Here is a 14466-nt window from a genome sequence, read left to right as displayed (position 1 = left end):
TCAGCACTATTAAAAGGTTAGATTAATACCTAAATTATATATTTTAATGATAGGGTAAGAATCCGCATTATTCGGATTACATTCAGGGTCCATGATGTCAAACTTATCAAAAGTCAGCAGATTATAGCCTGTCAGTTTTATACCTAACTGCTGGATACCCAGTTTCTTCAACATCTTCTTATCTGTGAAGTTATATCCTATTGTCACATTCTTCAGCTTCAAATAAGAACCGTCTCGCACCCACAAAGAGGAGGAACGCATATTATAGACTGCATTTGTCTCTGTAAACCGCGGTGTAGTAGCTGTATTAGCCGTTTCCGGTGTCCAGCGCGTATCTGCATGGAACTGCATCAAACCACGGATTTTACCATTACCAAAAGGTTCTCTGAAAGCTCCGTCCAGCAACAAAGAGCGTTGTGCAGCACCAGTCCAGTTCATCGTCAGGAAAAAGCCTTTGTAATTGATGCCATAATTCAATCCGAATGTATAAGCCGGACGAGTCGGGTTTCCAATGATAGTCTGGTCGTCGGAAGTAATTTCCTCATCACCGTTCAAATCCCGGTATTTCACATCACCCGGTTTCACGGACACACCCGGATCGGGCAGACCTGCTACCAGTTTGCCGTTCTCTCCGAAGTCCGCTTCTGTATAGAAACCGTCCGCTACATACCCGAAGAGTGTCCCGACCGGATTTCCTGTCCGCCACATATAAGGTTCATTAGGCTCAACCTCGTCTTGGAAAATAATCTTATTCTTTGAATAGGAAACGTTTGCCTGAACATTATACTGAACCTGCCCAATCTTGTCATTCCACCTCACTTCTACCTCATATCCACGGTTTTTCACTTTACCCATATTTACAGCAGGTAGAATTGATGAAGTCAACCCCGTTAATAAAGGTACTGTCTTACGATTGATGAGAATATCCTTACGTTCTTCGAGGAAATAGTCCAAAGAGATTTTCAGACGGCTCTTCAAGAAATGAACGTCCAATCCATAGTTCTGTTTCAGCGCAGTTTCCCAAGTCACGTTCGGATTGCCCAGACGCTTCTCCAATGCACCCAGAATTAACGCCTTGCTGTTATAACCAAAGTTGAATCCATACTTATTGTTATTCCACCCGTCTACTCCGCTCAGATTCACATCATAAGAATCCGGCAGGAATAAGAAGCGGTTATTTCCAAGATTGTCATTTCCGACCAAGCCGACAGAAGCACGGAATTTCAGATAATCAACCACCTTCTGTTTTTTCATGAAGGCCTCTTCCGACAGGATATAACCGATGGAACCGGCAGGAAACGCACCGAATCTCTTACCCGGAGCAAAATTCTCAGAACCATTATAACCGAAGTTAACTTCTGCCATATAGCGGGATTTGTAATCATACGTCAGACGGCCTACAAAACCGATGTAAGCAGACGGTACTCCCACCCATTGAGCGGGATAGTATTTCTTACTCTGATTGTACAAGAACAATCCCCCGACATTATGAAAACCAAACTTACGGTTATATCTCAAGCTTGCTTCCAGATACCAGTCTCGTGCCCGCGAGGAAGTTTCCTCATATTGCAAGCTCTTATTTTCTCCTTTGATCTTATAAACAATATTCTTGTTGAAATCTGGCGAATCATAACCAAGTGACGGATCTTCCAAAGAAGATTGATAGAAAGGCATAAATTGTTCCACTTGCCCTTTACGCTTTTTGGTAAAACCATAACTCGTATTATAAGCACCTTTTATTTCCGCCGACAATCCTTTGGTTATGAAGTCCAACTTCTGATTTAACAGAAGGTCCAGATTCATCGTATTATTAATAGCAGTTGAGTAACCCGTTCCATAACATTTAGGCAAAGCACTGTTGCCCAGATTTATTTTATTATCAAAACGTTCCTCGGGGGTAACTATGAGTTGTCCGTCAATTACACCCGGACTACTGAACGGAGTTGTCTGATTAATCAGTGTCCAGATCGAATTAGTCGCATCATTAATCATCGGCTCATTCCGGTTACCTACAATGCCGCCGATACCAATCTTCAGCGTGGTAGTCTTAGTTACATTAAAGTCTAAATTCGCACGATAATTGTATCTTTTGTATTTATAATTATTATCATACCCCACTCCTTCAAACTGTTTCAACAGACCATTCTGATATAAGAAACCTAAAGATATGAAGTAACGTATATCCTTTGTTCCTCCGGAAATATTCAGGTTATGCTGTGTCTGCATAGATGTTTTATTAAGCAGATACTTTCTCCAGTCGATACTGGGATACATAATAGGTTCATCATTCAATCTGAACCGTTCAACTGCATAATTATTGAACACCAAATCGTTCTCGGTAGCATTTGGTTTGTCATTTGTTATAATCTCGTTTCTTAAAGTAGCATACGTATAGCTGTCTGCCATTTCAAGCATACGGGTGGGCATCTGGATACCAACTGAAGAATTTACGGAAATTTTCGCTTTGCCTTCCTTACCACGACGTGTAGTCACCAAAATTACGCCATTTGCACCACGCACACCGAACACGGCAGTAGCAGAAGCGTCTTTCAGAACCGTCACGCTCTCTATTTCATTCGGGTCCATTTGATAAAACGAACGTTCTATACCATCCACCAAAATCAAAGGAGAGGAAGCACTTTCTGTCAAGGACCCCACTCCGCGAATAAACACCTTAGGGTCTTCCTGTCCCGGCTGACCGCTAGTCTGGACGGATGAGAGTCCTGTAATCTGACCCGCCAGGGAATTGGCCACACTTGCATTCGGCGAACGTATCAACGCTTCATTGTTTACAGCAGAAATAGCTCCTGTCAGAGTTTCTTTCTTTTGTGTACCATAGGCCACAACTGTAACTTCCTGAAGTTCATTGGCCGTTTCTTTTAAAATAATTTTCAGTTGTTTGCGTCCATTTAATGGCACTTCTTGAGGTTCATATCCCATGAACGAAATTTGCAGAACAGCTTTTTGAAGATTGCTTACTTTTAAATGGAAAACACCATTCATGTCAGTAATAGCACCGTTGGCCGTGCCTTTTTCCTTTACATTGGCACCAATCACCTCTAAGTTAGATTCATCCAATACAGTTCCCGTTACTGTATTTTGCGCCCATGCCAAGAGCGAACAACACATAAGCATTAACGTACTGATGCACCTCTTGCATCTTTTTAGTCTCGTCAGTTTGTTCATAATAATAAATTTAAGAATTTGAAATAGGTTTGTTAAAAACACTCGCTACAAATTAAGTGATTGTAATAGTTTTTAAGATACAATTATCATACTAAAAAGGGACAAAATAGTACAAAATAAGAAATAAAAAGCATTAAAATTAGCTGTATTACTCATAGTATCAGGATGTCACGCTAGAAAAATACAGCCTATTCATCGTTTCTTCTTGACTTTACCATACTCGAGAGGTGATACTCAAAAAGTTAATTTACCAAGTTCTTCTTTCACCGTAAATCTATGCCAACTCCACATACCATTACCAGACTCCATTGAATAGTTCATAAATAAATTAAAATTGAACTATTGACATACCTATTAGACTTATTATTCTCCTTTATTAATCAAATTATTCCCTATCTTTGACTCCCGAAATTCAAACCTAATACAAAAACCCATGAAGAAACAACTACTCTCTTGCTGCTTGGCTGCATTGGGACTGACAGCAATTCAAGCACAAAGCTTCAATGAGTGGAAAGACCCGGAAGTGAATTCCGTAAACCGCTCCGCTATGCACACTAATTACTTTGCTTACGCATCGGCTGATGAAGCTAAAGCCGGCATTAAAGAAAATTCAACGAATTTCATGACCCTGAACGGTCCGTGGAAATTCAACTGGGTAAGACATGCAGATGCACGACCGACCGACTTTTATCAAACTAATTTCAACGACAAAGGTTGGGATGACCTTCAGGTGCCTGGCGTTTGGGAGTTGAACGGTTACGGTGATCCTATCTATGTCAACGTAGGATATGCCTGGAGAAGCCAATTCAAAAACAATCCCCCGCAAGTACCGACAGAAAACAATCATGTAGGCTCTTACCGGAAAGAAATCATCCTTCCTGCTGACTGGAAAGGCAAAGAGATTTTTGCACATTTCGGCTCGGTAACTTCCAACATGTACCTTTGGGTGAACGGACGTTACGTAGGATATAGCGAGGACAGCAAACTGGAAGCCGAGTTCAACCTGACCAACTACCTGAAACCGGGTAAAAACGTGATTGCTTTCCAGGTATTCCGCTGGTGCGACGGCAGTTATCTGGAAGATCAGGACTTCTTCCGCTACTCTGGCGTAGGACGTGACTGCTATCTTTACGCACGTGACAAGAAATACATCCAGGATATTCGCCTCACTCCAGATTTGGATAGCCAATATAAAGACGGTACGCTGAACATAGCCGTTGATCTGAAAGGAAGCGGCACAGTTGCCTTGGACTTGACAGATACTCAAGGTAACAGTGTAGCAACTGCCGACCTGAAAGGCTCTGGCAAATTAAACACTACCCTATCCATCTCCAACCCGGCCAAATGGACTGCCGAAACGCCTAATCTCTACACGCTGACCGCTACACTGAAAAACGGCAACAACGTAGTAGAAGTAATCCCCGTTAAAGTAGGATTCCGCAAGATTGAGCTGAAAGGCGGACAGATACTCGTCAACGGGCAACCGGTACTCTTCAAAGGAGCCGACCGTCACGAAATGGACCCGGACGGCGGTTATGTCGTTTCTCTCGAACGTATGTTGCAGGATATCAAAGTGATGAAAGAATTGAATATCAACGCTGTACGTACTTGTCATTATCCGGACGACAACCGTTGGTATGACCTTTGTGACCAATATGGTCTGTATGTAGTGGCCGAAGCCAACGTAGAATCTCACGGAATGGGTTACGGCGATCAGACACTGGCAAAGAACCCGAGTTACGCTAAAGCTCACATGGAGCGTAACCAACGCAATGTACAACGCGGATACAACCATCCGTCCATCATCTTCTGGTCACTGGGCAACGAAGCCGGCATGGGACCGAACTTTGAGGAATGCTACACTTGGATTAAGAACGAAGACAAGACACGTGCCGTACAGTATGAACAAGCAGGAACCAGCGAATTCACCGATATTTTCTGCCCGATGTATTATGACTACGACGCTTGTATCAAATATAGCGAAGGCGACATCCAAAAGCCGTTAATCCAATGCGAATACGCGCACGCAATGGGTAATTCACAGGGAGGATTCAAAGAATACTGGGACATCATCCGCAAATATCCGAAATATCAGGGCGGATTTATCTGGGACTTTGTAGATCAATCCTGCCACTGGAAAAACAAAGACGGAGTAAATATCTATGGTTATGGCGGTGATTTCAACAAATACGACGCTTCGGACAACAATTTCAACGACAACGGTTTAATCAGCCCCGACCGCGTGCCTAATCCGCATGCATACGAAGTGGCTTATTTCTATCAGGATATATGGACTACTCCTGCAGATCTTGCCAAAGGTGAGATCAATATCTTCAACGAATATTTCTTCCGCGACCTCTCTGCATATTATATGGAATGGCAATTACTGGCAAACGGGGAAGTAGTGCAAACAGGCATCGTGTCCGACCTGAAAGTTGCACCCCAGCAAACTGTGAAAGTGCAAATTCCGTTGGACGTGAAGAATATCTGTCCTTGCAAGGAATTGTTGCTGAATGTGAGCTATAAACTGAAAGCCGCCGAAACGTTGCTGCCGGCAGGAACGACTATCGCTTACGACCAGTTAAGCATCCGCGACTACAAAGCACCGGAACTGAAACTGGAAAATCAACAGGCTTCCAACATTCCGGTTATCGTGCCCAGTATTTTGGACAACGACCGCAATTACCTGATTGTGAAAGGTGAAAACTTCTCTATGGACTTCAATAAGCACAATGGTTACCTTTGTCGCTACGACGTCAACGGCATGCAACTGATGGAAGACGGCAGCGCACTGACTCCTAACTTCTGGCGTGCACCGACCGACAATGATTTCGGAGCCGGACTGCAACATAAATACGCTGCCTGGAAGAATCCTGAACTGAAACTGACTTCTCTGAAACATGCTATTGAAAACGATCAGGCAGTGGTTCGTGCAGAATATGACATGAAGTCGATTGGCGGAACATTATCGCTGACTTACACCATTAACAACAAGGGAGCAGTGAAAGTTACCCAAAAGATGATGGCAGACAAGAGTAAGAAGGTTTCTGACATGTTCCGCTTCGGTATGCAAATGCGAATGCCTGTCAACTTCAACGAGGTAGAGTACTACGGTCGTGGTCCGGGAGAGAACTATGCTGACCGTAACCACGGAGCCATGTTAGGCAAATACCGCCAGACGGTGGAAGAACAATTCTATCCTTACATCCGCCCGCAGGAAACCGGAACCAAAACGGATATCCGCTGGTGGAGACTTCTGAACATTAGTGGTAACGGATTGCAATTCATATCGGATGCTCCTTTCTCTGCTTCTGCCCTGAATTATACCATCGAGTCATTGGATGACGGTGACGGTAAAGATCAACGTCACTCACCGGAAGTAGAAAAGGCAGACTTCACCAATTTCTGTATCGATAAGGCACAAGCGGGACTTGCTTGTGTGAACAGTTGGGGAGCCATTCCACTGGAAAAATACCGTCTTCCTTACCAAGATTATGAGTTAAGTTTTATTATGACTCCTGTATATCATAAAATAAAGTAAAAAACATAGTTAAAAAACACGGTATCAGAGAACAAGAATACCGAATTTAAAGTACTTTTGCAGCCGGAAACTAATTTAACCGAATTAGTTTCCGGCTTTTTCTTCCTTAACCTCCTTAATCTATATGGACGAACAGCACACTGACAACAAATGCATTAAATTAAAAAACAGATATTTATAAGTATGAAAAGTAGAATTGTTTTATTTGCATTTTGCGTAGCCCTCTTGTCAAGTTGTGGCAATAAGGGCAATGACACAGGAAAGGTTCCTGAATATGCAGTACAAGAGTTACAAAAGACGACCGCTAATTTAACAACTGCCTATCCGGCTACCATCAAAGGTAAACAAGATGTAGAAATCCGCCCCCAAGTATCAGGCTTCATCACAAAACTCTGTGTAGACGAAGGAGCAGCTGTACGTAAAGGACAAGTGTTGTTCATTGTTGATCCGACTCAATACGAAGCAGCTGTACGCACTGCCAAAGCAGCAGTGGCTACAGCAGAAGCAGCAGTGAGCACTCAACAGATGACGTATGACAATAAGAAAGAGTTGAACAAAAAGCAAATCATCAGTGACTATGACCTGGCAATGGCAGAAAACTCCCTGGCACAGACCAAAGCCCAGCTGGCACAAGCAAAAGCACAACTGACCACTGCTCAACAGAACTTGTCATTCACACAGGTTAAAAGTCCGTCAGATGGCGTTATCAACAATATCCCTTATCGTGTAGGAGCATTGGTAAGCCCTTCTATCGCTACACCGATGACTACTGTTTCCGAGATTGACGAAGTATATGTATACTTCTCAATGACAGAAAAGGAATTGCTGGCAATGACCAAGTCCGGTAGCACTATCAAAGAAGAAATCAGCAAAATACCGACTATCAAACTACAATTAATCGATGGTTCCACATACGATATAGAGGGTAAAGTGGATGCTATCACAGGCGTTATCGACCAATCTACCGGTTCGGTAAGCATCCGTGCCATCTTCCCGAATAAGGAACATGTATTGCGTAGCGGAGGTACTGCAAACGTTCTGATTCCTTATGCTATGGAGAATGTAATCACTATATCGCAGTCTGCAACAGTAGAAATCCAGGATAAGAAGTTCGTTTATGTTCTGCAACCGGACAACACGGTAAAATATACAGAAATCAAAATCTTCAATCTGGATAACGGAAAAGACTACTTGGTTACTTCCGGTCTGAATTCAGGAGATAAAATCGTAATCGAAGGAGTACAAAACCTGAAAGATGGCCAGAAGGTTCAGCCTATCACACCGGCGCAAAAAGAAGCAAACTATCAACAACATTTGAAAGACCAACACGACGGTAATTTAGCCACAGCCTTCAACTAATAATCAGATAATCATTATGAAATTAGATAGATTTATTAACCGTCCGGTACTATCAACCGTTATTTCTATCCTGATAGTCATCCTGGGGGCTATCGGATTGGCGACACTGCCTATCACGCAGTATCCGGACATCGCGCCTCCTACCGTTTCGGTAAGAGCCACCTATACGGGAGCCAGTGCATCGACCGTATTGAATTCCGTGATTGCTCCGTTGGAGGAACAAATCAACGGTGTAGAAAACATGATGTATATGACCTCAACTGCGTCAAACACGGGTTCCGGTGATATATCCATATATTTCAAACAAGGAACAGATCCGGACATGGCCGCCGTCAATGTACAAAACCGTGTCTCTATGGCACAAGGTCTGCTGCCTGCCGAAGTAACTAAAGTCGGTGTAACCACTCAAAAACGCCAGACTTCCATGTTGGTAGTATTCTCTCTTTATGACGAGACGGATACCTATAGCGAATCGTTTATTGAAAACTATGCTAAGATCAACCTGATTCCTCAAGTTCAACGTGTACAGGGTGTAGGTGATGCCAACGTTTTAGGTCAGGATTATTCTATGCGTATCTGGTTACGACCGGATGTCATGGCACAATACAAGCTCGTTCCCGGTGATGTTTCCGCTGCTCTGGCAGAACAGAATGTCGAAGCTGCTCCAGGACAGTTCGGTGAACGCAGTGACCAGACTTTCCAATATACCATCCGTTATAAAGGACGCTTGCAACAGCCTGAAGAGTTTGAAAATATCGTTATCAAATCTCTTCCTGACGGTGAAGTACTCCGTCTGAAAGATATAGCAGAAATTCAGCTGGACCGTTTGGGATATAACTTTACCAACCGGGTAGACGGTCACAAATCTGTGACTTGTATCGTATACCAGATGGCAGGAACCAATGCGACACAAACCATCAGTGATATTGAGGCATTGTTGGATGAAGCATCAAAAACGTTGCCTACCGGATTGAAACTGAACATCTCCATGAATGCCAATGACTTCCTTTTCGCTTCTATCCATGAAGTGGTGAAGACGTTGATCGAAGCATTTATCCTGGTGTTTATCGTAGTGTATATCTTCTTGCAGGATTTACGTTCCACATTGATTCCGACTATCGCCATTCCGGTAGCTCTGATCGGTACTTTCTTCATCCTGTCCCTGGTAGGATTCAGTCTGAACTTGTTGACGTTATGTGCGCTCGTGCTTGCTATTGCGATTGTGGTCGATGATGCGATTGTGGTCGTCGAGGGTGTGCATGCCAAGCTTGACCAAGGTTATACATCTGCCCGTCTGGCTTCTATCGATGCCATGAATGAATTGGGTGGTGCTATCGTATCTATTACGCTGGTTATGATGGCCGTATTCGTTCCGGTAAGTTTCATGGGAGGTACAGCAGGAACATTCTATCGTCAGTTCGGTATGACTATGGCTATCGCTATCGGTCTGTCCGCATTGAACGCATTGACTTTGAGTCCGGCTTTGTGCGCCGTTCTTCTGAAACCTCACAAAAAAGAAGATGGAACAACGGAAGACTCCACATTGAAAGAACGTATGAAAGTAGCCTATACGGCAGCCCATACAACTATGATCAACAGATATACCGAAGCTATCGGAAAGATGTTGCATCCGGGAATTACACTTACTTTGACGCTTATTGCCATTCTCGGCATGATCTTTGGTTTGTTCAGTATCAATCCGATAGTCACTGCAATTTTCGTAGTGCTTAGTATTCTGGCACTGATCGGAATGAGTACGAAGAAGTTTAAAAACAGATTCAACGATACATACGAATCAATCCTGAAACGTTATAAGAAACGAGTACTGTTCTTTATCCAGAAGAAATGGTTGTCTATGGGATTAGTTGTCGCTTCCATTGCGATACTTGTATTCTTCATGAACACCACTCCGACAGGTATGGTGCCTAATGAAGATACCGGAACGCTGATGGGAGCAGTGACATTACCTCCGGGTACTTCCCAAGACCGTTCTGAAAAAATCCTGGCACGTGTAGACAGTCTGATCGCTTCCGATCCTGCGGTATTGTCACGTACCATGATTTCCGGATTCAGCTTTATCGGTGGCCAGGGACCATCATACGGTTCTTTCATCATCAAACTGAAAGACTGGGACGAACGTTCCATGATACAGAATTCAGACGTTGTAGTCGGTTCCTTATATATGCGTGCACAAAAGATTATCAAAGAAGCACAGGTATTGTTCTTCGCTCCTCCTATGATCCCGGGTTACTCGGCATCTACGGATATTGAGGTCAATATGCAAGATAAGACCGGTGGTGATCTGAACAAATTCTTCGATGTGGTTAATGATTATACGGCAGCATTGGAAGCACGTCCGGAAATTAATTCAGCAAAGACTTCCTTCAACCCGAATTTCCCGCAATACATGATTGACATTGATGCGGCAGCTTGTAAAAAAGCTGGCATCAGCCCGAGCGATATCCTCACTACTATGCAAGGATATTACGGAGGTTTGTACGCATCCAACTTCAATCGTTTCGGTAAGATGTATCGTGTTATGATTCAGTCAGATCCGTTATCACGCAAAAACCTGGAATCTTTAAAAAATATCAAGGTGCGTAATAGTGCAGGCGAGATGGCCCCGATTGCCCAGTTCATTTCTGTGGAGAAAGTATATGGTCCGGATATTATTAGTCGTTTCAACCTTTATACCTCTATGAAAGTAATGGTAGCTCCGGCAAGTGGTTATACATCCGGTCAGGCATTGACGGCTCTTGCCGAAGTTGCTCAAGAAAACCTGCCTACCGGTTATACGTATGAACTAGGAGGTATGGCGCGTGAAGAGGCTCAAAGTAGCGGAAGTGCTACCGGACTGATTTTTGTACTCTGTTTTGTATTCGTTTACTTATTGTTGAGTGCACAGTACGAAAGTTACATTCTTCCATTGGCCGTATTATTATCCATTCCGTTCGGTCTGTTAGGCAGTTTCCTGTTTGTGAATGGTGTAAGTGCTATCGGTAATATTTCGGCATTGAAGATGATTCTGGGTACGATGTCAAACAATATCTATATGCAGATCGCGTTAATCATGTTGATGGGTCTGTTGGCGAAGAATGCCATCTTGATCGTAGAGTTCGCCCTAGATCGTCGCAAGATGGGTATGAGTATCACTTGGGCAGCTGTATTGGGTGCCGGTGCTCGTCTCCGCCCGATTCTGATGACATCATTGGCGATGGTAGTCGGTTTGCTTCCATTGATGTTTGCCTTCGGTGTAGGTGCCCACGGTAACCGTACACTAGGTACTGCCTCTATCGGTGGTATGTTAATCGGTATGATTTGCCAAATTTTCATCGTTCCTGCCTTGTTTGTTATCTTCCAGTATCTGCAAGAGAAAGTTAAACCGATGGAATGGGAAGATATTGACAATGCAGATGCCGTAACAGAGATTGAACAATACGCTAAATAATGAAATTCGATATGAAGAAACAGATTCTATATATGTTGTGCGCAACTGCTCTCTTGAGCAGCTGCCACATCTATAAGTCGTATGACAGACCCGAAGATATCACTACTTCCGGCCTGTATCGCGATCCGGTAGCGGATAATGATACACTGGTTTCGGATACAGCCAACTTCGGAAATCTGCCGTGGAGAGAAGTCTTCACCGACCCGCAACTCCAGTCACTCATCGAAGCAGGACTGAAACAAAATACGGACCTCTTGTCTGCTGCACAGAATGTGAAAGCGGCAGAAGCATCCCTGATGTCGGCACGTTTGGCTTATGCTCCGTCACTGGGATTGTCTCCGCAAGGAACGATTAGCAGCTTCGACAAGAACGCAGCTACAAAAACTTATTCATTACCTGTCACAGCTAGTTGGCAAATTGATTTGTTTGGTCAGCTACTGAATGCTAAACGGAGTGCCCAGGTTACTCTGAAGCAAACTAAGGCTTACCGCCAGGCAGTACAGACACAGGTTATCTCTAACGTCGCCAATATGTATTATACATTAATGATGTTGGACCGCCAGTTGGAAATAACCAAGGCTACAGCAGAAATTCTGAAAAAGAATGCAGAAACGATGGAAGCCATGAAAGATGCGGCCATGTATAGCATCAATTCAGCTGGTGTAGAACAAAGTAAAGCCGCTTACGCACAGGTACTTGCCAGTATTCCTGATATCGAGCAGAGTATCCGCGAAACGGAAAATGCACTGTCTACTCTTTTGGGAGAGGCTCCCCATGCCATCAAGCGTGGTGAATTGGAAGCACAAGTACTTCCAACCGAACTTTCCGCCGGTGTGCCTATTCAGCTATTATCCAATCGTCCGGACGTAAAAGCAGCCGAAATGTCATTGGCTAGTTGCTATTATAATACCAACTCGGCTCGTGCCGCTTTCTATCCGCAAATCACACTTAGCGGTTCAGCAGGATGGACAAATAATTCAGGAGCCGGAATCGTTAATCCCGGCAAATTGTTGGCCTCTGTTGTCGGTTCACTGACACAGCCATTGTTCTACCGCGGACAGAACATCGCTCGCCTGAAAGCTGCTAAAGCGCAGGAAGAACAAGCGAAATTATCTTTCCAACAAGCCTTATTGAATGCTGGTAGTGAGGTTAGCAATGCGCTAAGTTTATACCAAAAGACCAGTGAAAAGGTAGAATCTCGCCAAATGCAGGTAGAATCTGCTAAAAAAGCTTCGGAAGATACAAAAGAATTGTTTAACTTAGGGACCTCAACCTACCTGGAAGTATTGTCTGCACAACAGTCTTACCTGAGCGCACAAATCTCTCAGGTTTCTGATTGCTTTGATCGAATGCAGGCAGTAGTAAGCCTTTACCAGGCACTGGGTGGTGGAAGAGAAGAATAACTTTAAACATATACTATTATGATTAGTCCGTTAGCTTACGTAGATCCCGAAGCAAAGCTAGGCAAGAATGTAACTGTTCTGCCTTTTGCCTACATCGAAAAGAATGTAGAGATCGGAGATGACTGCGTCATCATGTCTTACGCTAGTATCTTGCAAGGTACTAAAATGGGAAAAGGAAATAAGGTACATCAGAATGCCGTCCTCGGAGCGGAACCGCAAGATTTCCACTACACAGGAGAAGAAAGTAGCCTGATTATTGGAGATAACAACGATATTCGTGAGAATGTGGTAATCAGCCGCGCTACATTTGCCGGCAATGCTACCAAAATCGGAAATGGAAACTACCTAATGGATAAGGTACACCTTTGCCATGATGTACAAATCAGCAATAACTGTGTAGTAGGCATAGGTACTACCATTGCAGGAGAGTGTATGCTGGATGACTGCGCTATCCTAAGTGGCAATGTCACCTTACACCAATATTGTCATATAGGTAGCTGGACACTGGTACAAAGTGGATGCCGTATATCTAAGGATGTGCCTCCATACGTTATCATGTCAGGAAATCCGGTGGCATATCACGGTGTAAATGCTGTGGTTCTCTCGCAACATCGCAATACATCGGAAAGAGTCCTCCGTCACATCGCCAACGCATACCGTTTGATTTATCAGGGTAATTTTAGCGTTCAGGATGCTGTACAGAAGATCATCGATCAGGTTCCTATGAGTGAGGAGATCGAGAATATTGTAAATTTCGTGAAGAACTCGGAAAGAGGGATTGTGAAATAAATAAAGTGAGTCTATATAAAGAAGGTTGATACTTTTTCAAGTATCAACCTTCTTTTTTATCTTCAAATTCAAAGATTCAATTCACTATTCAAACTCCAACGTTCCGAAGAAATCAGGGCGGTGGAAATCCGGCTGTTCAATCTGTATCGGATTCCATGAAAGGAAATGAGGGGTCTGCAATTCATCGCCACATTTATAGAAATTAGCTTTTATCTCCTTTCCGTCGAGCGAATCAATCTGGTGCTTAAAGAACACAGAATACGGAATAATAAGGGCCACCTCCCAGTCCGTTTCACCGATGCGTTCAGCAAAAGGCTGATTACCCAGACTAGACCAGCGTTGTACAAGAGCAGTCACCTCTTTCGGTGCATGTTCGCGGTTGTTACGCACAGGTCCGGCACCCACCAGAATAGTTCCGATGCAATTGCATTCTATATTATAATAGATTCCGTCGCCTGCAGGTATGGAAAAGAATTCCACGCAGGAGTCAGTCCATACAGAACCGTTATCTTCTCCATACTTGGCACGTACACTCTCCTCTTTCACTTTAAAATGTAGCAAAATCGAGTTCTGTGTGTGAGCAATTCGAAAATTCACTTTAGGTTTGTAAGGATATTCAGCCCAATTGACACACTGAACCGGCTGAAAATCTATTTTTTCTTCATCGAATAATTTAGGAAGCGAACAAGCCTCCACGTTAGCCGCACTAATTTTCTTTACTTTCATATATCTTTCGTTTG

7 protein-coding genes are annotated in these 14466 nt (G+C 43.6%); 5 read left to right on the top strand and 2 right to left on the bottom strand.

Going from position 1 to position 14466, the window contains the following annotated elements; genetic code table 11:
• Positions 1 to 9 precede the first annotated feature (9 nt).
• Positions 10 to 3135, bottom strand: a complete 3126-nt coding sequence (locus AB5217_RS17890; protein ID WP_004298342.1) for a SusC/RagA family TonB-linked outer membrane protein — start codon at positions 3133 to 3135, stop codon at positions 10 to 12.
• A gap of 484 nt (positions 3136 to 3619) precedes the next feature.
• Here AB5217_RS17890 and AB5217_RS17885 point away from each other — a divergent pair, with 484 nt between their 5' ends.
• From AB5217_RS17885 to lpxA, 5 genes are all read left to right on the top strand, one after another.
• Complete coding sequence (locus AB5217_RS17885; protein ID WP_004298344.1) at positions 3620 to 6727, top strand: glycoside hydrolase family 2 TIM barrel-domain containing protein; 3108 nt, start codon at positions 3620 to 3622, stop codon at positions 6725 to 6727.
• Positions 6728 to 6910: 183 nt separating this feature from the next.
• Positions 6911 to 8086 carry an efflux RND transporter periplasmic adaptor subunit gene (locus tag AB5217_RS17880; protein WP_032845063.1) on the top strand — a complete coding sequence of 392 codons (1176 nt, stop codon included), beginning with the start codon at positions 6911 to 6913 and terminating at the stop codon, positions 8084 to 8086.
• 16 nt (positions 8087 to 8102) lie between these two features.
• Positions 8103 to 11534, top strand: coding sequence for an efflux RND transporter permease subunit (locus AB5217_RS17875; RefSeq protein ID WP_004298349.1), 3432 nt, complete (start codon positions 8103 to 8105; stop codon positions 11532 to 11534).
• A gap of 11 nt (positions 11535 to 11545) precedes the next feature.
• Positions 11546 to 12937 carry a TolC family protein gene (locus AB5217_RS17870; protein ID WP_032845064.1) on the top strand — a complete coding sequence of 464 codons (1392 nt, stop codon included), beginning with the start codon at positions 11546 to 11548 and terminating at the stop codon, positions 12935 to 12937.
• 18 nt (positions 12938 to 12955) lie between these two features.
• Positions 12956 to 13726, top strand: coding sequence for an acyl-ACP--UDP-N-acetylglucosamine O-acyltransferase (gene lpxA / locus AB5217_RS17865; protein WP_004307481.1), 771 nt, complete (start codon positions 12956 to 12958; stop codon positions 13724 to 13726).
• Between the two features lie 84 nt (positions 13727 to 13810).
• Here the strand turns inward: lpxA and AB5217_RS17860 are convergent, their stop codons facing one another.
• Positions 13811 to 14452 carry a carbohydrate-binding family 9-like protein gene (locus AB5217_RS17860; protein ID WP_008998206.1) on the bottom strand — a complete coding sequence of 214 codons (642 nt, stop codon included), beginning with the start codon at positions 14450 to 14452 and terminating at the stop codon, positions 13811 to 13813.
• Positions 14453 to 14466 lie beyond the last annotated feature (14 nt).

Origin of the sequence: Bacteroides sp. MSSM.1001136sp1_RTP21357st2_D2_RTP21359_211015 (genome assembly GCF_040913205.1) — a bacterium.
In the GTDB taxonomy this organism is placed as follows: domain Bacteria; phylum Bacteroidota; class Bacteroidia; order Bacteroidales; family Bacteroidaceae; genus Bacteroides; species Bacteroides ovatus.
The sequence above is the reverse complement of the archived record's forward strand: the minus strand, read 5'-3'. Positions and strand labels throughout refer to the sequence as shown.

Excerpts from the sequence above, each read along its gene's own strand:
- AB5217_RS17875 (WP_004298349.1), top strand. The coding sequence starts at position 8,103 with ATGAAATTAGATAGATTTATTAACCGTCCGGTACTATCAACCGTTATT.
- lpxA (WP_004307481.1), top strand. The coding sequence starts at position 12,956 with ATGATTAGTCCGTTAGCTTACGTAGATCCCGAAGCAAAGCTAGGCAAG.
- AB5217_RS17870 (WP_032845064.1), top strand. The coding sequence starts at position 11,546 with ATGAAGAAACAGATTCTATATATGTTGTGCGCAACTGCTCTCTTGAGC.
- AB5217_RS17880 (WP_032845063.1), top strand. The coding sequence starts at position 6,911 with ATGAAAAGTAGAATTGTTTTATTTGCATTTTGCGTAGCCCTCTTGTCA.
- AB5217_RS17890 (WP_004298342.1), bottom strand. The coding sequence starts at position 3,135 with ATGCTTATGTGTTGTTCGCTCTTGGCATGGGCGCAAAATACAGTAACG.
- AB5217_RS17885 (WP_004298344.1), top strand. The coding sequence starts at position 3,620 with ATGAAGAAACAACTACTCTCTTGCTGCTTGGCTGCATTGGGACTGACA.
- AB5217_RS17860 (WP_008998206.1), bottom strand. The coding sequence starts at position 14,452 with ATGAAAGTAAAGAAAATTAGTGCGGCTAACGTGGAGGCTTGTTCGCTT.